19 protein-coding genes are annotated in these 20,649 nt (G+C 40.3%); 12 read left to right on the top strand and 7 right to left on the bottom strand.

Going from position 1 to position 20,649, the window contains the following annotated elements; all coding sequences use genetic code 11:
• Positions 1–3 precede the first annotated feature (3 nt).
• From V3I05_RS09620 to V3I05_RS09590, 7 genes are read left to right on the top strand one after another with little or no spacing between them, the layout of a single operon-like run.
• Positions 4–1,734 (top strand): nickel-dependent hydrogenase large subunit, encoded by a 1,731-nt coding sequence (locus V3I05_RS09620; RefSeq protein ID WP_343353456.1) that lies wholly within the window; start codon positions 4–6, stop codon positions 1,732–1,734.
• 10 nt (positions 1,735–1,744) lie between these two features.
• Entirely contained in the window at positions 1,745–2,503 is a 759-nt protein-coding gene (gene cybH / locus V3I05_RS09615) for a Ni/Fe-hydrogenase, b-type cytochrome subunit (protein ID WP_300451887.1), read from the top strand.
• 1 nt (position 2,504) lies between these two features.
• Entirely contained in the window at positions 2,505–3,044 is a 540-nt protein-coding gene (locus tag V3I05_RS09610) for a HyaD/HybD family hydrogenase maturation endopeptidase (protein ID WP_300449096.1), read from the top strand.
• The gene (locus tag V3I05_RS09605) at positions 3,041–4,798 is read left to right on the top strand and encodes a hypothetical protein (protein WP_343353453.1); all 1,758 of its coding nucleotides are present in this window, start codon (positions 3,041–3,043) and stop codon (positions 4,796–4,798) included. Before V3I05_RS09610 ends, V3I05_RS09605 begins: the two co-directional genes overlap by 4 nt.
• 40 nt (positions 4,799–4,838) lie before the next feature.
• The gene (locus V3I05_RS09600) at positions 4,839–5,612 is read left to right on the top strand and encodes a cystathionine gamma-synthase (protein WP_295702222.1); all 774 of its coding nucleotides are present in this window, start codon (positions 4,839–4,841) and stop codon (positions 5,610–5,612) included.
• 10 nt (positions 5,613–5,622) lie between these two features.
• Positions 5,623–6,777 carry a trans-sulfuration enzyme family protein gene (locus V3I05_RS09595; RefSeq protein ID WP_300449099.1) on the top strand — a complete coding sequence of 385 codons (1,155 nt, stop codon included), beginning with the start codon at positions 5,623–5,625 and terminating at the stop codon, positions 6,775–6,777.
• Positions 6,777–7,706: a PLP-dependent cysteine synthase family protein gene (locus V3I05_RS09590; protein ID WP_300449100.1), complete on the top strand. Its 930-nt coding sequence runs from the start codon at positions 6,777–6,779 to the stop codon at positions 7,704–7,706. Before V3I05_RS09595 ends, V3I05_RS09590 begins: the two co-directional genes overlap by 1 nt.
• Here the strand turns inward: V3I05_RS09590 and V3I05_RS09585 are convergent.
• Positions 7,703–9,664, bottom strand: coding sequence for a methyl-accepting chemotaxis protein (locus V3I05_RS09585; RefSeq protein WP_343353451.1), 1,962 nt, complete (start codon positions 9,662–9,664; stop codon positions 7,703–7,705). The genes V3I05_RS09590 and V3I05_RS09585 overlap by 4 nt on opposite strands.
• A 313-nt stretch (positions 9,665–9,977) precedes the next feature.
• On the opposite strand from V3I05_RS09585, the gene V3I05_RS09580 reads away from it, so the two are divergent.
• Positions 9,978–10,514 carry a DinB family protein gene (locus V3I05_RS09580; RefSeq protein ID WP_295701963.1) on the top strand — a complete coding sequence of 179 codons (537 nt, stop codon included), beginning with the start codon at positions 9,978–9,980 and terminating at the stop codon, positions 10,512–10,514.
• A 15-nt stretch (positions 10,515–10,529) separates the two neighbouring features.
• Here the strand turns inward: V3I05_RS09580 and V3I05_RS09575 are convergent, their stop codons facing one another.
• The 5 genes from V3I05_RS09575 to lepA are packed head-to-tail and all read right to left on the bottom strand — an operon-like array spanning position 10,530 to position 15,792.
• Positions 10,530–11,621 carry a DegT/DnrJ/EryC1/StrS family aminotransferase gene (locus tag V3I05_RS09575; protein WP_300448302.1) on the bottom strand — a complete coding sequence of 364 codons (1,092 nt, stop codon included), beginning with the start codon at positions 11,619–11,621 and terminating at the stop codon, positions 10,530–10,532.
• A 30-nt stretch (positions 11,622–11,651) separates the two neighbouring features.
• Positions 11,652–12,053, bottom strand: coding sequence for a sugar 3,4-ketoisomerase (locus V3I05_RS09570; protein ID WP_295701967.1), 402 nt, complete (start codon positions 12,051–12,053; stop codon positions 11,652–11,654).
• Between the two features lie 2 nt (positions 12,054–12,055).
• Positions 12,056–13,066 (bottom strand): dTDP-glucose 4,6-dehydratase, encoded by a 1,011-nt coding sequence (rfbB, locus tag V3I05_RS09565; RefSeq protein WP_300448305.1) that lies wholly within the window; start codon positions 13,064–13,066, stop codon positions 12,056–12,058.
• Positions 13,063–13,953, bottom strand: a complete 891-nt coding sequence (gene rfbA, locus V3I05_RS09560; RefSeq protein ID WP_300448307.1) for a glucose-1-phosphate thymidylyltransferase RfbA — start codon at positions 13,951–13,953, stop codon at positions 13,063–13,065. Before rfbA ends, rfbB begins: the two co-directional genes overlap by 4 nt.
• Before the next feature lie 36 nt (positions 13,954–13,989).
• Entirely contained in the window at positions 13,990–15,792 is a 1,803-nt protein-coding gene (lepA, locus tag V3I05_RS09555; RefSeq protein WP_295701973.1) for a translation elongation factor 4, read from the bottom strand.
• A 131-nt stretch (positions 15,793–15,923) separates the two neighbouring features.
• Here lepA and V3I05_RS09550 point away from each other — a divergent pair, with 131 nt between their 5' ends.
• Positions 15,924–17,387 carry a DEAD/DEAH box helicase family protein gene (locus V3I05_RS09550; protein ID WP_343353448.1) on the top strand — a complete coding sequence of 488 codons (1,464 nt, stop codon included), beginning with the start codon at positions 15,924–15,926 and terminating at the stop codon, positions 17,385–17,387.
• Positions 17,388–17,522: 135 nt separating this feature from the next.
• Here the strand turns inward: V3I05_RS09550 and V3I05_RS09545 are convergent, their stop codons facing one another.
• Positions 17,523–17,648 (bottom strand): hypothetical protein, encoded by a 126-nt coding sequence (locus V3I05_RS09545; protein ID WP_300599994.1) that lies wholly within the window; start codon positions 17,646–17,648, stop codon positions 17,523–17,525.
• On the opposite strand from V3I05_RS09545, the gene V3I05_RS09540 reads away from it, so the two are divergent.
• From V3I05_RS09540 to V3I05_RS09530, 3 genes are all read left to right on the top strand, one after another.
• On the top strand, positions 17,620–17,973 hold the full coding sequence (locus tag V3I05_RS09540) for a type I restriction enzyme subunit R domain-containing protein (RefSeq protein ID WP_425531752.1): 354 nt from the start codon (positions 17,620–17,622) through the stop codon (positions 17,971–17,973). The genes V3I05_RS09545 and V3I05_RS09540 overlap by 29 nt on opposite strands.
• Positions 17,974–18,246: 273 nt before the next feature.
• The gene (locus V3I05_RS09535) at positions 18,247–18,837 is read left to right on the top strand and encodes a hypothetical protein (protein WP_300451504.1); all 591 of its coding nucleotides are present in this window, start codon (positions 18,247–18,249) and stop codon (positions 18,835–18,837) included.
• Position 18,838: 1 nt separating this feature from the next.
• The gene (locus tag V3I05_RS09530) at positions 18,839–20,482 is read left to right on the top strand and encodes a class I SAM-dependent DNA methyltransferase (RefSeq protein ID WP_343353443.1); all 1,644 of its coding nucleotides are present in this window, start codon (positions 18,839–18,841) and stop codon (positions 20,480–20,482) included.
• Positions 20,483–20,649: the final 167 nt, after the last annotated feature.

The raw sequence follows: 20,649 nt of genomic DNA, 5'->3' as shown, positions 1-20,649 counted from the left end.
AAGATGACAAAACGTATAATAGTAGATCCAATTACAAGAATTGAGGGGCATTTGCGTATCGAAGTGATTGTGGATGAAAATAATGTCATTACTGATGCATTTTCCACTTCAACACTTTGGCGAGGGCTAGAAACAATCGTTAGAAATCGTGACCCACGTGATGCAGGGTTTCTTATGCAGAGAATTTGCGGTGTATGCACGTTTTCTCATTATAAGGCGGGTATTACAGCTGTGGAAAATGCATTAGGGATTAAACCTCCACTTAATGCTATTCTCACGCGCACATTGATGAACATCTCACTTTTTCTACACGACCACGCTGTGCATTTTTATACATTGCACGGGCTTGATTGGTGCGATATTACTTCGGCACTGAGTGCTGATTGTGCTAAGGCATCAAAACTTGCTTTTAAATACACTCCTAATCCTATCTATACAGGCGAAGATGAGCTTAAAGCAGTTCAGGAACGTGTAAGCGCTTTTGTAAAACAAGGAGCATTAGGACCATTTGCAAATGCATATTGGGGACACAAAACCTATCACTTTAGCCCAGAACAAAATCTTATCGTGCTTTCACATTATCTTAAACTCCTTGAAGTGCAGCGCATTATTGCACAAATGATGGCTATTTTTGGTGCGAAAAATCCTCACCCGCAAAGCCTTACAGTAGGTGGAGTTACATCTGTTATGGATATTTTAGATCCTTCTCGTTTGGGTGAATGGCTTACAAAATATAAAGAAGTAGGTGAGTTTGTTAATCGCGCTTATTGGGCAGATATCATTATGGCCGCCGAAGCTTACAAAACAGAAGATTCTGTTCTAAAGGGCTGCGGGGTAAAAAACTTTATTAGTTTCCAAGAAATGCAAGTGGGTGCAGATGAATTCTTATTTAGCAGTGGAATTGTCAAAAATGGTGATTTAAGTAAAGTCTATCCTATTGATGAGAGCAAAATTACAGAAGAAGCCACACACTCGTGGTATGCAGACAATGAGCCGCTCCACCCTTATAATGGTAAAACAAATCCTCAATATACAGGGTTTAAGGACGCTCAAACCATTGGACCAGATGGTAAGCTAGTAGATACAAAAATCATTGATGAAAATGGAAAATATTCTTGGATTAAATCACCACGATATGATGGTGAGCCTATGGAGGTAGGACCGCTTGCTGCTGTTGTTGTAGGATATGCAAGCAAAAATCCTATTATTGTCAAGGTTGTAGATGAGTTTTTGGAAGCCACAGGATTGCCTACTGCTGCCCTCTTTAGCACACTCGGCAGAACAGCTGCTCGTGCAATTGAATGCAAAATTGTAGCAGATAATGGTATTAAGGCCTTTAACGCTCTTGTAGCAAATCTTGCTTCAGGTGATAAAAATACTTGCGCACCTTATGCAATAGATAAATCCAAAGAATACAAAGGACGCTATATTGGGAATGTGCCTCGAGGTATGTTAAGCCATTGGGTACGTATCAAAAATGGTGTAGTGGAAAACTATCAAGCTGTTGTACCATCTACTTGGAATGCAGGACCTCGCGATGCTAAGGGACAAAAAGGACCTTATGAAATGAGTCTTATTGGAACAAAAGTTAAGGACATTACACAACCCTTAGAAATTATCCGCCATATCCACTCATTTGACCCTTGTATTGCGTGTTCAGTGCATGTGATGGATACAAAAGGCAATGAATTAAATGAATATAAAGTAGAGCCATCATTTGCAAGACTTCACTAAAGGAGACAATATGAGCAAAGTAGAAATGTTTAAAAAAGAACTTCATATGCACGAGGAGTTTTCCGGACTTACTCGTTTGTTCCATTGGTTAAGGGCATTGTGTATTTTTACACTTATTGCCACAGGATTCTATATTGCCTATCCTTTTCTTACATCTCAGCCCGAAATTACACAAGCTACTTTGGAGGGGACTTTACAGGGAGAGGTAGTGATCAAGCAACCTATGGGCGTAGTAGGCACATCTTACTTGCAGGCTTATATCCGCAGTGTGCATTTGATTATGGGCTTTGTGCTGATTGCCATCTCGTGTTTTAGGCTCTATCTCTTTTTATTTGATAAAAAATCCCTGCCCGAGCGCATTTCCTTTGCTCAAGTCAAAGATAGAAAAATATGGTTAGCGCAAATCAAAGCCTATCTTTTTATAGGCAATCACCCTCATATTAATGGCGCATACAATCCTTTGCAGTTTGTTACATATTTTTGTCTTGGTGTGCTTGTATTACTTATTTCACTCACAGGTGTAGTGCTATATTATAATGTCTATAATGATGGACTTGGAGCAATCTTAGCATTTTGCTTTAAATGGGTGGAAGTGCTTTTTGGTGGCTTATCCAATGTCCGTAATTTTCACCATATTTTAACTTGGGCATTTGTCATTTTTATCCCCGTGCATATTTATTTAGCCGTGTGGAATGCAGTGAAATATCCTAATGGTGGAGTAGATTCTATCATAAGTGGTATGTGCTACACTGATGATGTAAAAATCTAAAATGAAAATTTTAGTGCTTGGCATTGGCAATATCCTCTTTGGCGATGAGGGTATTGGAGTGCATTTAAGCAATTTTTTGAAACTCAACTATCGTTTTAGTGGCGAAAACAAAGTAGATTTTGTCGATGGTGGGACATTAGCTACTATGCTTATTCCTTTGATCACTTCTTATGATAAGGTGCTTATCCTTGATTGCGTGAGTGTTAATAATGCTGCTATTGGCGAGGTGTATTACTTTGACTTTGATAATGTCCCTAACGTCATCACTTGGGCAGGAAGCGCCCACGAAGTAGAAATGCTCCAAACCTTGCGTCTCACAGCCATTAGTGGAGATTTGCCTCCTGTAAAAATTATAGGTATTATCCCTGAAGTTATAGGTGAAGATACTGCTTTTACCCTCTCTCCTGCGGTAAAAGAGGGGGCAAAAGTGATGGAAAAACTTGCCCTAGAATTTTTAGAACAAAATGGAATCTATGCGCAAAAAGTCGATAATAGAGATTTACAAGAAGTGGCAAACGGCTCTTTTAGAGGCTATGAATGATTTATGACTTTAGCTTCTTTAACACAAGTAGAGATGAAAAATTTTTCCTCTATATCCTTGCTAGAACAGCTAAAAGCCTACATTTAGACGCATTTTTCTATACACACGCAGAGCATACGCATTGCCTCTTGCCCGATATATCCGCTTTAAGCGAATCTTACAAAACATATATTTCCACAGATGGCAACCCCTTAGAATCGTATAGAAACAACGACATCAATTATGCGCAAAATATCCTACAGTTTGCCAATGATATGGCGCACAATATGCCCCTTTCGCTTTATTTTTATTTCCTGCAACTTACCCCCATTAATCCACCAAAAGACTTCTATGAGGCACTTAATATCCCATCATCTCCAATATCTCTAAGCGATATTTGCACCCACGCCCTTCCACTAGGCAGCCCTCAAATCACAAGTGACACAATCTTACACAATACAGAATCTATTCTCGCACATTTTGATACACCAAAGACTTATTACTACACACCTTTAGCATTTCAGCATATTCTTAATCCCTCTAGTGGCACCTTTGGGCTTTTAAACCCGCCAAATACCCCAGCACACAAGCCTTTTACAGAACCAAACAAAGATTATTTCACACAAAGCGTTCAATCGCTCAAATCTGGAGAAAGCATTACATTTTCTACATCACGTGGGACACAGCTTCTCTCCCTTGTTCCCACATCTAGCACACACACGACCATTGCATGCGATATTGCCTCACTCAAAACCTACTTTCGCGCCCATCAAACACATATTGATATCCTTGCAAGTTTTGAAAAGCCCTTAACGCATCTTGTGCCAAAGGAGGTTTTTCAATCCCAATTTCCCATTAATAAATGCGGCTTAGTGCAGGTTGGACTGCCCTATGATATGCCCTTGGCGTTACTTGGGGCATTGCTTTTGCAAGAAGAGATTTCCTACTTCTTCCTCTCGCACACTACAGAATCTGCACCTTTTGACTTTCAGCACTCCCCTAGCCCAAAGGAGCAGATTCTAAGCATTGCTCAAAATGGCATATTTATCGATACACACATTACACAAGGCAACACCCTGCAATCCCTTATAGACGCACATTTAAACCCTAAAGACAATCAAAGACATCTAGTAATTTATCTTAGCACACGCAACCCAAGTGCATTTCTTATTGTCGAGCAAACAGCTAGAATCCTCCTTGATATTGCCTTTGAGAATAATCCTCGCCTAATCCTTGAAAACATTGCACGTTCCTATGAAAGCGGCGATGAGCTACTCAAAAACTTTAGTAGACTTTTTCCCAATCTTGCCTCTAATGCTTTCACTCTACCCTCCACGTCTATACCCTCAAGCAACCTTATAGATATTTTTGATAGTGCAGCCACCATACTCGGCTTTCACGCACAAGAGAGCAATGATAAAAATGCTATTTTCTATCGTGCATATCGATTCGTGCGTGAGAGGGGACCCCGCATTGATTATAAACTTTTACGCAAGGATAATGAGATTTCTTTAGATTATCATCGCATTATCCGCTCCTGTCTTAGCTTCAAATGCGCGGGTATGGAGGATGAAATACTCTGCTTTGGGCTATTAGATTCTCTAAGTGAGTTTGTCGCTACGCTCGTGCGCGATACTTTAACCAATCTTACCATTGACAAAGTTCTTTTGCTTGGCGATATGCTAAGTCATCATATATTCCTTGATAGAATCTTAGAGTATCTGCCTAAAAATATTCAACTCCTTTTGCCAAAAGATGGTTTGATAGATTACTGAAAATGGCTATAATCCCACGCATTTTAATCAAAGGAGAGATATGAAAGCTATCATATATACCCTAATATTCACCTTTGCAGCCCTTATGTTAGGTGCTTGCAGTAGTGATAAAGATGTCCTTAGCACGAATGAATGTCCGCAAAATGCACTTTGCCTCTATAAAAATGTATCCTTCACACACAATATTATGCCTAATGCCTATAAGGCGAGTATCCGCATTACTGAAAGCGATACCTTACGAAAAGGTGGCGAGATAGAATCTAACACAAAAAAAGACATTGCTAATACGCTTAATGATATTCTTAATTTGAGTAAAGAGCGGGGATTCTGTGAGGGGGGCAATCACGATTTACGCCCTAATATCCAATACAAAGATGGTGCGGCAAGGGATACAGTGGGCTATACACTAAGCTTCAACCTTGAATGCGATGTCCCAAGTGAAAAAAAGAAAGAATATGATACATTCATCGCTAATATTGATAAAAAAATCAATCAAAACAAGTATCTTAGCTTCCTTGCACCCAATGTCAATGTCATTGCCACACCTCAAGCGTGGCAGGACACGCAGGATAAAGCCTTTGGCGGTGCGTTAGAACTCGCCAAACACAAAGAAAAGGATTATTCTAAGATTCTAAATAAGCATTGCATTCTCGCAAGTGCTGACGCTATGGGTAATAATACCCTGCAGCCTGAAGTAATGAGAATGACTAAAACAAGTAATGTCTCTGCTTATGCTGATGTGAACTGGGAGCTGCCTATGCCTAAAGAGCAAGAAATCACAGCTAAAATCCAAGTTAAATACATTTGTAAATAAAAGGAATGATATGAAAAGCACACTTGATACGCTCCTCATACACGGAGGAATGACGACAGACCCGCACACAGGTGCGGTAAATCGCCCCATATACCAAACATCTACCTACGCGCAAAAAGCCTTAGGGGAGCATTCAGGCTATGAATACTCCCGCACGAAGAATCCCACACGTGATGGTATTGAAAGCCTTATCGCAGAATGTGAGAGCGGGAAATATGGCTTTGCCTTTGCTTCAGGTATGGCAGCTATTGGGTGTGTCCTCTCTCTCTTTAAAAGCGGAGATTCTATCATTATCTCCCAAAATGTATATGGCGGGACATTTAGAATCTTAGATAAAGTCTTTTCTCATTTTAATATCAGCTATAAGATTATCGACACAAGGGATTTGAGTGCCATTGAAGCAGCCATAACACCTGAAGTTAAAGCGGTGCTTATAGAAAGCCCAGCCAATCCGCTTTTAAGCATCACTCCACTAAAGCAAGTGGCTACATTGTGTAAGAACAAGGGCATTTTAAGCATTGTAGATAATACCTTTATGACGCCCTATCTGCAAAAGCCCTTAGCGCTTGGTATAGACATCGTGCTGCATTCCGCGACAAAATATCTAGGCGGACATAGCGATGTGATAGCTGGACTTGTCGTAGTCAATGATGAGGAACTCGCCCAAAGAATAGGATTCTTACAAAATAGCATTGGCGGGGTATTAGCCCCTTTTGATAGCTTTTTGCTCATACGCGGTATGAAAACATTAGGTTTGCGTATGCAACGGCATTGTGAGAATGCCCTATTCCTCGCCCAATCTCTAAGTAAACATAAAGCCATAAAAAAAGTATATTATCCGGGTTTGCCTAGTGATGAAGGCTATGCAATCCACTCTAAACAAGCACGTGGCGGTGGTGGAATGCTAAGCTTTGAACTAAAGGATGAATATGATTACAAAACATTCTTTAAATCCACTGCTATTATTGTCCTTGCTGAAAGTCTTGGCGGCGTAGAATCGCTCCTTTGCCACCCTGCCTCAATGACACACGCCTCCATTCCCAAAGATATACGTGAAAATATAGGGATAAGCGAGCAGCTTATCCGTCTATCGGTAGGGATTGAATACGCACAGGACTTATTAGAGGATTTAAATCAAGCCATTGAGAGATCAAAGATAAAATAATGTTTATTGCTTCAACTCTTGAACTCATCGGCAATACACCACTTTTAGAACTCACCCGCATAGCAATTCCAAACAACAATCGCATTTTTGCTAAATTAGAATCTCGCAATCCGGCAGGGGGCGTTAAAGACCGCGTAGCTTTGCATATTTTCACACAGCTTTATGATAAGGGCAAACTCACCAAAGATTCTGTGGTCATTGAAGCCACAGCAGGCAATACCGGACTTGGAATCGCACTTGTCGCACAGCAATTTCAATGCAGGGCAATACTTATCGTGCCGGAGAAATTCTCCATTGAAAAGCAAATTTTAAGTCGTGCTCTTGGGGCAGAAGTGATTAGCACCCCCAAAGAGCTAGGTATGCAAGGCGCGATAGAGAAGGCAAAAGAGCTTTTAGACACGATGCCACACGCCTTTAGTCTTAATCAATTTGAAAATCCACAAAACCCCAAAGCACATTATCTCACCACAGCAACAGAAATTTATGCTGATATGCAAGGGCTTAAACGCCCAAATGCACCGCTTTTTGATTATTTTGTATGCGGTGCGGGAAGTGGTGGGAGCTTCAGCGGCTGTATGCGCTATTTTAAAGAGCAAGATTCTTGCATACAAGGAGTGCTATGCGACCCGATAGGTTCGATTATTGGTGGAGGAGTGGAGAGCTGCGCGAATATTGAGGGTATTGGCAATAATGTCATTCCCAAGACTATGGACACTTCTTTAATGGATAAAGTCAAAAAAGTGAGTGATGAGGAAGCCTTTGAAGGTGTAAGAATCTTAGCCAAACAAGAGGGAATCTTAGCTGGAATCTCATCTGGAGCTTGTCTTAATGCTTCGCTTCAACTCGCGCAAGAAGTGCAAAATAGCTTTATCGTAACGCTTTTTGCTGATGATTTAAGCCGCTATTTTAGTAAAAACTTGATACATTAAGTATCAAAATGTTTTTTATTAGCATCTTGTAAAATATCTCCTGCAATTTGCTCAATACCTATGCTTACCTCTTGTGTTTTACGTAAGGTTTCTACATTATGTTGGGTAATCTCCCCTAACCTTGTGATAGCTTCATTGATTTGAGTAACACCTGTAGTTTGCTCTCTAATAGATTCTCCCATATCATTAATACTTTGCACTAAAAGATTTGTATTCGCTTCTATCTCTCCTAGAGATTTTTGAGTTCTCTCTGCTAGCTTTCTTACTTCATCAGCTACCACTGCAAATCCTCTGCCGTGTTCTCCTGCTCTTGCTGCTTCTATTGCTGCATTAAGAGCAAGTAAGTTTGTTTGGTCTGCTATATCTCTAATAATACCTATAACATTTTTAATATCTTCACTTTGTTGAATGACTTCTCCTGTTTTACCACTTACATTTTGCATAGATGAAGTAATCTCTTCTACAGCTTGAGCAGTTTCTCGCAAAGATTGCACCTGTTTTTTTGAGCTTTCACTTAATCCATTAGTAGAAGCTTCCAAATCTTTTGCTTTGTCATTAAGCTTTTGCGCAAAATCAAGGCTTGTAACAAGCATTTTGCGTATCTCCGCGCCCAAATCAAAAACGCCTTGATTCATTGTTTGCAATTCACCCTCTAATGCGCTAATAATATCCGTATCCTGCTTAATGTAGTTATTATCAGCATATCTTTGCAAAACGCTAAGAATATGCGATATATTGTGATTAAGCGAATGTAGCATCTCATTGAGTAAATCACCAAGTTGGTTGATTTGCGGATTATGCGCATTTGAGGTAATTTGCAAATGCAAATACCCACGTTTGATTTGCTCTACCGCCTTAGAAAATGCCTCTAGGCTATGATTATCCTGTAAAATATTTTTTTGCACACTCTCTACATTTTGCCCAATGACTTCTGCCATTTCTTGAAACTCATCTTTACTGCGCAAAACAAGGGGTTTTATCTCCTTATTTTTATGATTTAAAAACGCAAAAAATTCAAGTAGGTATACCTTAATAAGCCCAATAGGTCTAAGCAGATAACGCAATAGCAAATAAAGAGCAACGATAAGAAAAGTAGCAAAAATAATAAGCATTGTGAAAATAGGCATATTATTATCATACACCTTATTTATAATGCTCTCTTGTGGAATAATTGAGCAGAGCAGCCATTGTGTTTGAGCGTGAATCTTACAAGTGGCAATATCACTATTAAGGATAAAATGCTCCTCTTGCGAATTAAAATAGCTTAGAATTTTTTGAGACATATCATCACTTGTTAGCAGCTTTTCTTCATTAATATGACTTACATAGCGTCCCTTAGAATCAAGGATGATCACATTTTCAGCCATATTTTCCTCTATAGATTTAGCTGTATGAATATATTTATTAAGCGATTTAAGCGCAATATCCGCACTTGCCACACCCACAAATTTACCATTCATTATTAATGGCGCAGAAAAGCCAAAAACGGGAATCTTATACGAAGTCTGGATCCACGGCTCCCCCAGCACTTCATCTTTAAGTGAAGTCTTAGGGATAGAAAACCAGCTGCGACTTCGAGGGTCATATTCATCGCTAGCATAGGTGTGATTGCCATTACTTCGTAGCATTCTACCATTAGATTCTAAGCCGATGTAAGCGAGGTTGAAATCTCCTGCGGCTTGGATAAGCTTTAGATTCTGAATCATTTGACTCTCATTCAAACCACTTGCTAGTGCTTCTTGTGCGAGAGAATAAATGAGGCGCTTTTTTTCATCAACATAAACTGTTATAAGACTCTCTAATTGAGCAATCTTCTTTTCTTGTGCATCATATTCTATATGAGTAATCGTCTGCTTTGTCCCAAAATAGACAAAATATGCCAATACCCCAAAGCTAATAAGCACCAAAATCGTGGTGCTTAGCGATACCTTTGCGTTAATACCCAAAGCAAACTTCATACTTAAACCCCTCCTTTTTCTATATAGCAAAAGTAAAATATGCCAAACATTTCTTCTTTACTTCGCTCACATAATACAATGAATACAATAAATTGCGCTTAAGAGTAGAATAATTTTCCTACTTTTTTGTAGAAATACCATAATTTTACGCATAAATAATATTTTATAGCAATATTTCATATACTCTTTATTTGTATAGATTCTTATTTATAAATTTTATTGATAATATGATAGAATCCAGCGCTTTTTATCATAGCAAAAATATCAAGCTACTGATAAAAATCCATAAATGAACACACCACAAGGAGAACAAATGAAAGAAGCACTTTTACTTCAGGCAAAGTATAACAAAATGGCAGACAAAGCTATGTTTGATGTATTCAAAAATGTAGCCCAAAATGGCAAAAAAGCAGAACTCTATAAAGATTGCGGCTTGTATTACAAAAGTATTATGCACACTGCTGCACATAGCTGCGTGGGAGCTATTGGACTATTTCTAGGGCAAGTGAGCGCATTACTAGGGGATAAAAATCCTAAAATACAGGAGCTACTTACATACCTAGAGCCCAATTTCACGCTTAAAGAAAGTATCATAGAGGACATTGAGGCTTTCAGCGCATTACAAGAGCAAGTCAATGAGGCGATTATAAAGAGTATTGAAAGCACAAATGATTTTAGCAAAATTGAAACTTTGCAGCTAGGCAAAGACTTTCGCATAAGCAAAAGCAGAGCGCATTTGATACTAGGATTACTCAATCACGCCACTCACCACAGAGGTAATATCGCCGGTGCACTCGATATGCTTGGTATTGAAAATGACTTTGCAGGAATGCTCGCCCTTGAACTCTAAGCTTTGTGCTAGATTCTATGGCTTAAAGTGATTAATACTATCAACCACGATTTGCACTTCTTCATCACTCATCACAGGGCTTATAGGCAGAGATAGCACTTCTTTGTGAATGCGCTCTGTGATAGGCAAATACAAATGACTATATTCCTTATAAGCCTCTTGCTTATGCGGCGGGATAGGATAATGGATAAGCGTTTGAATCTGCCTCTCTTGCAAATATTTTTGAAGCTTTTCTCTATGCATACAACGCACGACAAACAAATGCCACACATGCCCTTCCTCACTTTTACATTGAGGCAAAACAATATGTGTATTATCAATATGTGTGCGATAATAATGCGCTATCTCCCGCCGCCTTGCATTATCGCTATCAAGCATTTTTAGCTTAATGCGTAAAAATGCCGCTTGTAGCTCATCAAGCCTTGAATTTAGCCCTTTGTAGAGATTCTCATATTTGATATGTGAGCCATAATTTCCAAATGCGCGAATCTTATCCGCAAGGGTTTTGTGCTTTGTGGTAACCGCCCCGCCATCGCCAAGGGCGCCTAGATTCTTACCCGGATAGAATGAGAATCCACTCACATCGCCCAATGTCCCTGCCCTCTTGCCTTGATACATAGCTCCGTGCGCTTGAGCGCTATCCTCGATGATATAAAGATTATGCTTCTTAGCAATCTCCCATATTTTCTGCATTTCTACAACCTGCCCGTAAAGATGCACCACAAGGATTGCCTTTGTCTGTAGCGTGATGTGAGATTCTATCAAATGCGGATTGATATTATAAGTAGCAATGTCTGGCTCGACAAGCACGGGAGTGCAGCTATTATCGGAAATGGCTAAAATAGAGGCGATATAGGTATTTGCAGGAGCAATGACCTCATCTCCTATGCCTAAGCCAAGTGCCTTAATGCTAAGTCGCAATGCGTCCAAGCCATTTGCACAGCCTACGCTATGCTCCACCCCGCAATAGTTGCTAAACTCCCGCTCAAAAGCCTTGTTTTGCTCCCCCATCACATACCAGCCGCTATCAAGAACCTCCCCAAATGCAGAATCTAGCTCCTTTTGAAATCTTTGATTAATTTTATGTAAATCCAAAAACGTAATCATCGCACCAACCTTTCATCTCTCTATCATAGCTTAATCTCTCATTTTCGCAATGCCGCAAAAGCGCTCATACTCGTAAATATATTCATCTTTATCATAATAGCTATCGCTTAATACAAGCAAGACACAATCCTTAGAAAAATCATACATCTTTTTCCACATCATTGCGCCTAAGAATAAACCCTGCCTAGGATTATCAAGGATAAATCTCTCTTGCTTCCTGCCATTATCCACCTCTATGGTGCAGCTCCCACATAGTGCGATAAACAAAAATTGAGAGATTCTATTGGCGTGCTCACCCCTACTTCCACCACTTGGGACACCAAAGATATAAAACACCCTTTTAATCTCAAAAGGACAATTTACATTATTTTGCAATGCTACTAACACCGAATCTTTATCATTAAAAAATGAAAAATCTATAAGCTGATACACTTCTAGCCCCTATATTTATGAATATACCAATCAATGGTTTGAACTATGCCACTCTCAAGGCTCTCACTAGGTTTCCAATCTAAGAACTTATGAATCTTGCTAAAATCTATCGCATATCGCCTATCGTGTCCTGCCCTATCCTGCACAAAGGTAATCTGCTCCTTGTAGCTTTTCTCCTTAGGGTATTTTTCATCTAAAACCTTACAAATCATTTGCGCGAGCTCTATATTGCTCTTTTCATTGCCTCCACCGATATTAAAGCTCTCTCCAAAATAGCAAGAGTGAAACACCACATCAATTCCACGACAATGATCCTTCACAAAAAGCCAATCGCGCACATTTTTGCCATCACCATAAATAGGTATTGACTTCCCTTGCAGTGCGTTACGAATAATTGTAGGGATAAGCTTTTCATCGTGCTGCTTAGGACCATAGTTATTTGAGCAATTTGTCATTAGCGTCTTTAGCCCATACGTATGGAAATACGCCCTCACAAGCATATCGCTCCCCGCCTTTGAAGCAGAATAAGGCGAGTTTGGCGCATAAGGGGTGCTTTCTGTGAAATATCCACTCTCGCCCAAAGAGCCATATACCTCATCGGTGCTAATATGATGAAATACCGCATTTTCCTTGCCACTCTTAGGACAATGTGGCGCATTAAACCAGCTTAAATACGCATTATGTAAAAGGTTAAAAGTCCCATTGACATTAGTTTGCACAAATTTTGAAGGAGTAGCGATAGAATTATCCACGTGAGATTCCGCAGCGAAGTGAATCACCGCCTCAATATTATATCTTGCAAAAATATCCTTTACCAGCCCCTCATCGCAAATATTACCCTCTATAAATGCATAGTTTGCATAAGATTCTATGTCTTTTAGATTTGCCAAATCCCCAGCATAAGTGAGCAAATCTAAATTGATAAGGAAATATTGCGGATATTTGCGTAAAAAGTAGTTTATAAAATTACTACCGATAAACCCTGCTCCCCCAGTGATAAGAATATGCTTCATTCTCGCTCCATATAAGGAGATTCTATGATAGCGCGTAAATACTGCCCATAGCCACTTTTATCAAGGAAATCAGCCCTTTGCAAAAGCTTTTTCTCATCTATCCAGCCATTATAATAGGCGATTTCCTCCAAGCACGCGATTTTATACCCCTGCCGTAGCTCTATGGTCTGCACGAATGTCGCTGCATCAATAAGACTATCGTGTGTACCTGTATCAAGCCACGCAAAGCCCCGCCCCAATGTTTGTGCCATAAGTTTGCCCTTTTGAAGATAGGCAAGATTCACATCTGTAATCTCTAGCTCTCCTCGTGGGCTTGGGCGGAGCGTTTTAGCAATGCTAATCGCCTCATTATCATAAAAATACAATCCCGTTACAGCAAAATTACTCTTTGGTTTAGAGGGCTTTTCCTCAAGGCTTATCACACGCTCTTGTGAATCTAGCTCCGCCACACCAAAGCGATGAGGGTCTTTCACAGGATAGGGGAAAATCGTCGCCTTACCTTGTTTTGCCGCTTCTTTTGCCTCAAGGAGCATAGGGGTAAAGCCCTGCCCATAGAAAATATTATCCCCTAAAATCAAGGCTATATCATCATCTTTGATAAAATCCTCCGCTAAGATTAAGCCCTGTGCCAAGCCATCGGGGGAGGTTTGCACACAATACTCTATATGCATTCCTAGCCAATCACCATTCCCAAAAATCTCTTTAAATCTAGGCGTATCCTTTGGTGTGGAGATAATCAACACTTCTTTAATACCTGCTAACATCAGCACAGAGAGTGGATAATACACCATAGGCTTATCATACACAGGTAGAAGCTGCTTTGAGAGCATCAATGTGCTAGGATAAAGCCTTGTACCGCTACCCCCGGCTAAGATAATGCCCTTCATACCTCTTTGCTCCTTGTCTTTATATTTCCCATAATCCTACCCATCAATCTTTAACACCGCTAAAAATGCCTCTTGAGGTAGCTCTACCCTGCCGATAGCTTTCATTCTCTTTTTGCCCTCTTTTTGCTTTTCTAGTAGCTTTCTCTTACGCGTTATATCACCACCATAGCACTTTGCCGTTACATTCTTTCCCATAGATTTCACCGTCTCTCGCGCGATGATTTTACTCCCCACACTCGCTTGAATCGCCACTTCAAAAAGTTGCCTTGGGACAATCTCTTTCATCGATTCTACCAATGCTCTGCCCTTTTCATAGCTTTTTTGCCTATCTACGATGATAGATAAGGCATCAACAACCTCTCCCGCCACGCGTATATCAAGGCGCACCAAATCCCCCTGCCTATACCCGATAGGCTCATAATCAAAACTCGCATATCCCTTCGTGCAGGACTTTAGCTTATCATAAAAATCCATTACAATCTCATTACTCGGCAGAGCATACACAAGCATAACACGTGATTGCGTGAGGTAATCCATTTTTTCCTGCACCCCGCGGCGGTTTGACAATAGAGTGATAACATTCCCCACATATTCGCTAGGAGTGATAATACTCGCCTTTACATAAGGTTCATAGATAGATTCTATCTTTTGGACTTCGGGCAGCTCACTAGGATTTTGCACTAACACCTTAGAACCATCGGTTAAATACACTTCATATACCACCGTTGGCGCAGTAGCGATAAGTGAGAGATTAAACTCCCGCTCTAATCGCTCTTTCACCACCTCCATATGCAAAAGCCCTAAGAATCCCACGCGGAAGCCAAAGCCTAGAGCTACGCTTGTTTCAGGCTCAAAGCTAAGGGCAGAATCATTAAGTTTAAGCCTATGTAGCGCGTCCCGCAATTCCTCAAATTTATCTGTTTCAATAGGATAGATTCCAGCAAATACAAAGGGCTTAGCCGGTCTAAAACCACTTATGGCTACATCTGTTGGTGTTTTCGCATCGGTTATCGTATCGCCCACTGCCATATCAGTGAGCGTTTTTAGCCCAAGTGAGATAATGCCAATCTCACCGCAAAGAATACTCTGCGTGGGAATTTTCTGCACCGGGTGAGGATAATACAAGCCCAGCACCTCATATTTTTTGCCACTGCTCATCATCTGCACTTCCTGCCCTACGTGCAACGCGCCATCTTTGATACGCACTAATGCCAAAGCCCCCAAATAGTTATCAAACCAACTATCATAGATAAGAGCCTTTGTAGGGACATTCTCATCACCACTTGGAGCAGGTATATGCTCTATAATATGCTCAATTAAGGCTTTTATACCCTCTCCACTCTTTGCACTTACCTTTAGTGCGTTCTTGCAGCTTAAGCCAATGGTAGATTCTATATCCTCACACACGCGTTCAGGGTCTGCTGCGGGTAAATCGATTTTATTAATCACAGGGATAATTTCTAAATCATTTTCCATTGCAATATACACATTTGCAATAGTTTGCGCCTCTACGCCTTGACTTGCATCAACTACGAGCAATGCCCCCTCACACGATGTAAGAGAGCGCGACACCTCATAGCTAAAATCCACGTGTCCGGGCGTATCGATAAGATTCAAAATATAGGTTTGCCCTTTGTATGGGTAGCTTAGACGCACTGATTGCGCCTTAATGGTGATGCCCCGCTCCTTTTCAATATCCATAGTATCCATAATCTGCGCTTTCATCTCGCGCTCACTCACCGCCCCACACTCCTGTATGAGCCTATCAGCAAGTGTAGATTTGCCGTGATCAATATGAGCGATAATAGAAAAATTGCGAATATGGCTTTGCGTAGTCATTGCACCTCTTTTTCTCAAAATTTCATCTAAAAAATATATAATTATACAAGTTTTTTAGAATCTCTGTGATAATATCACGGCTCACTTATTTTGTATCTTACAAAAGCCTTAAAAATATTCTTGGAGATGAGATGACATATTCTAATAATTTTAACGAAAATACGCGCGTTAAGATTCCATCTTTACTTACACTTGTCCGCTTAGGTTTTGAATACATATCGCTTAATGACAAAAACACAAAATCAGCTTTCCACAAACAAACAAATATATTCCTTACGAGCTTTCACTCCGCCCTAAAGAGGCTAAATCCCACCATAAAACAAGAGCATTACTCTAAGATTCTAATTACCTTTGTAGAAGTGAAAATACCAAATAATATTCAAGGTATCCAAGCAGAACTTGAACGTGCCAAAAGGCGATTTAGCGATGAAAGTTTTAAGCGATATTTTAACCTCACGCAAATGATTGTATATTCTAACAATACAGAATATAATGAAACCGAGCTTACTCCCATAAATGGCGCATTCTATTCCACAAGCTATAATCTTAAGCTAAACCATTTTAGAGAGGAGCTATCTCACACCCTGCCTACACAAGATATTGCACCGCTAGAGACTAACGCTATCAAACAGATTCTAAAAGATACGAATACTCAAGCTATTCTTAACACGCCAGAATTTCACACAAATACCGCCCTAGACACGCCTACAAACCGCCTTCTTATCTCGCTTTTTTCACATCAACGTCTTATGTTTTTCTTACGTTATGGCATAGCCTTTGTGAGAGATAGCCACAGCATACAAAAGCACATTATGCGCTATCCGCAGTTTTTTGCAACCCTCACTATACAATCTAAACTGCACGATTGGCTTAAGCCTCACCACGAGACAAACACTAAAGATTTAAACATTTCTCATAAAAGAGGCATTATTTGGCACACGCAAGGCTCAGGTAAAACCGCGTTAAGCTTCTACGCACTAAGAGCAATAAAAGATTTTTATCAAGCGCACTCTATCACGACAAAATTTTACTTCATCGTGGATAGGCTAGACTTGCTTCAACAATCCTACAACGAATTTAAAAAACGCGGCTTATCCGTCAAAGCTATAGAATCTAAGCAAGATTTTATCCAAGAACTACAATCGCTCAAATGTAATAACACAGAGGGCAGAGATGAAATGATTGTTGTTAATATCCAAAAGTTTAGCGAAGATGCTCTAAGTGTGCCAAATGTTTATCATCTTAAAGTCCAACGCATATTTTTCATAGATGAAGCCCACCGCAGCTATCAGCCCGCGGCTAAGTTTTTCACTCATCTTTTTAATGTCGATAAGGAAGCGATTTTCCTCGCGCTCACAGGCACACCTCTACTACAAAGTGCCAAAAGAGAGAAATCCACGCATATTTTTGGGGATTATATCCATAAATACTATTATGATTCTTCTATCAAAGATGGCTACACCCTACGTCTTATCAAAGAAGACATACAAAGTAGCTACAAAGCCTCGCTTAATGCCGCCTTTGAGACACTTAAAATTGAGCAAGGCTCTTTACGCATAAAAATTTCACAACCCCGCTTTGTGAATATATCATAAACGACTTTGCCACAAGTAGAATCAAACTCGGTGATAACACCATAGGCGCGATGGTCGTATGCCACAGCTCCCAGCAAGCTAAATCTCTCTATGAGATTTCACGCTCTCTTAGTATAGATTCTCGCTTAAAAGCGGCTATTGCCCCCCCCCCCCAGACACAAACCACATTACAAATGATGGCATAAATGATAGTTTAGAATCTACAAGCCCCTTAAGATTCACAACTGCCCTTATTCTGCACGATACATTAGACGTAGGCACTTATATAGAATCTTTCAAAAATGGCAAGATTGATATTATCTTTGTCTATGCTATGCTGCTTACAGGCTTTGACGCCCCAAGATTAAAGAAGCTCTATCTCTGCCGCGAGGCAAAAGAGCATAATCTCCTCCAAACCCTAACGCGTGTCAATCGCCCATACAAAAACTTTCATTATGGCTATGTGGTGGATTTTGCAGATATTGATAAAGAATTTGACAAGACCAACAAAGCCTATTGGGACGAGCTAAGCAATGAGCTAGATGATGAGAAAGAAACGTATAGCAAACTTTTTAAAACCCAAGAGGAGATAGCCCAAGAATTGTAAGAGATAAACCAAACCTTATGGGAATACGACACGCACAATGCAGAAGTCTTCGCAACTCAAATCCAAAATCTCCCTAAAGCTGATATACACGAGCTAAAATCCGCTATTAATAACGCCGCAGCACTCTATAATCTCATCACCCTACAAGGCTATGACACGCTTAAAAACAAGCTTGATTTCCACACCTTTGCTAAACTCCTAAAAGTCCTAGATAGGAGACTGCACACACTCCACCTACAAGAAGCCCTATCTCAAGAATCCCCCTCAAAAGCATTGCTTGACACCGTCCTAGAAGATTACATATTCCATTTTGAAAAAAGAGGACAAAATGAGCTAATCCTATTAGATTCCCTTAAAATCACAATTAGCAAAGTGCGAGAAGCCTTTAGCAATAATCACGACCCAAAAGACAAGACATATATCACACTATATGAAGAGCTTCAAAGGCTCTTAGCCAAAAGAGACATTAATCCCACCCAAGAGCAAATCACCGCTTTAAGCGCAGAATACAAAGCCCTAGAGGAGCAAATCACTTTGCATAATGCCAAAGACGAACGCCTACGTGCTAAATACAACAATGACGCGAAGTTTTTACGCATTCACAAACGCATTAGAGAATCTTACCCTACATTACAAGATAGCGCACTTCACGCGCAACTTATGCCCATAAAGCACAAAATCGATACAAGCCTTTTAGATAATGAGCACATCATAGAAAATAAAGACTATTTCAAACACGAAGTAACCCAGCAAAGCAAAGACAACATACAATCCCTGCTAGATTCACACTACAACCGCGACAATCGCGCCACACTTTTACATCTTATCATTAATGAATACCTGCATCAATACAAAGGAGCATAGAATGAGCCAATCTACACCGCCCACACAAGCCCAAGATTCCACCCTGCAGAGCCAAATCATCGCGCTTATTGATAGGCTTAAAGCCATTTGCGCACAAAGCGGACTAGGCAATGACGCCGGAGAGTATAAAATCATCACGCAAGTATTTCTTTACAAATTTTTAAATGACAAATTCACGTATGAAGTCAAAAGAGCAGAATCACGTTTAGCCAAACTAGATGCTATTGCCCTTTACAAAGAGCTAGAATCTATGCCCGATGAGCACTATCAAATGCTACTAGAAGACATCGGCGCAAATGTCAAATTTGCCCCTAGTGATACATTTCCCGCGCTTTTTTCCGCACAAAATGACCTAAACTTCCACACCAAGCTTGATAATGCCTTTGAAAATATCGCAAATAACAATACAGAGATTTTCTCTATCGCTACTGAGGGCGGGAGCAAAATCAAGCTTTTTGAGCCACTTATGCCTATCATCACGGATCAAAGCAAACGTGATGGCGTAGCTAAAGCCCTCATATCATCACTAAGTGATTTTGACTTTGAAGGGGCATTTTCTCAAGGCTATGACTTTTTCGCACCGCTCTTTGAATACCTTATCAAAGATTATAACAAAGACAATGGCGGCAAATACGCCGAATACTACACGCCCCATTCCGTAGCTGCCATTATGGCACAAATCCTTGTAGGCAAGGAGAGTTACAAAAGCGTATCCTGCTATGACCCAAGCGCAGGATCTGGCACATTGCTAATGAGCCTAGCCCACGCTATTGGGCAGAGCAAATGCTCCATCTATGCCCAAGACATTAGCCAAAAGTCTAGCTCATTGCTGCGCCTAAACCTTATCCTAAATAATCTCGCCCATTCTATCCATAACATCACACAGGGTAATACCCTAACCCACCCGCGCCACACGCACAAGAGCTTTGATTTTATCGTGAGCAATCCCCCTTTTAAGCTTGATTTTAGCGAGTATAGAAATGAACTCGCTAGTGATAAAACGCGCTTTTTCGCCGGTGTGCCAAAGATTCCCAATAAAGACAAAGATAAAATGGCAGTATATCTATGCTTTTTCCAGCATTTGCTAAACTCCCTCTCCCCCACAGGTAAAGCCGCCATAGTCGTGCCTACGGGCTTTATCACCGCGCAAAGCAGCATAGAAAAGAGCATTAGAAAACACCTTGTAGATTCTAAAGCCTTGAGTGGCTGCATAACAATGCCTCCAAATATCTTTGCCACCACAGGCACAAATGTATCCATAGTCTTTATAGACAAAGGCAAAAAAAGCGATTTTGCCCTGCTTGTCGATGCTTCAAAGCTAGGGACAAAGCAAAAAATCGATAAAAACGAGCGAGTATTTTTAAGCAAAGATGATGAGCTAAAAATCATCAATGCCTTTATAGAATCTCAAGCAATAGAGGACTTTAGCATACAAGTAAGTCTAGAATCTATCGCGGCAAAAAACTACTCTTTTTCCGCGGAGCAGTATTTTGACTTTAAAATCGAGCATATTGATATGAGCGAGACAGAATTTAACGCCAAGATAAAAGAGAGTAAAGAAAGCCTAGAGGCACTTTTCACCCAAAGCCAAGATTTGCAAAAGCAGATTCTAGAAAACTTTGCAAAAATAAAGTTCAATGACTAATTACATTATAACGTCATTGCGAGGGGCGGCAATCCATTTGCACAACGTGCCAATCTGTTATCGCAAATCCATAGAATCAAGTGCAATTTTTATCTTTACGTGGTGGATTACTTCGGGCTTTGCCCTCGTAATGACTACGAGCATTCCGTCATTGCGAGGACGACAGG

Origin of the sequence: Helicobacter mastomyrinus (assembly GCF_039555295.1) — a bacterium.
Taxonomy (GTDB): Bacteria; Campylobacterota; Campylobacteria; order Campylobacterales; family Helicobacteraceae; genus Helicobacter_C; species Helicobacter_C mastomyrinus.
Note: the sequence above shows the minus strand (reverse complement) of the source record. Positions and strands in the feature narration are given on the sequence as shown.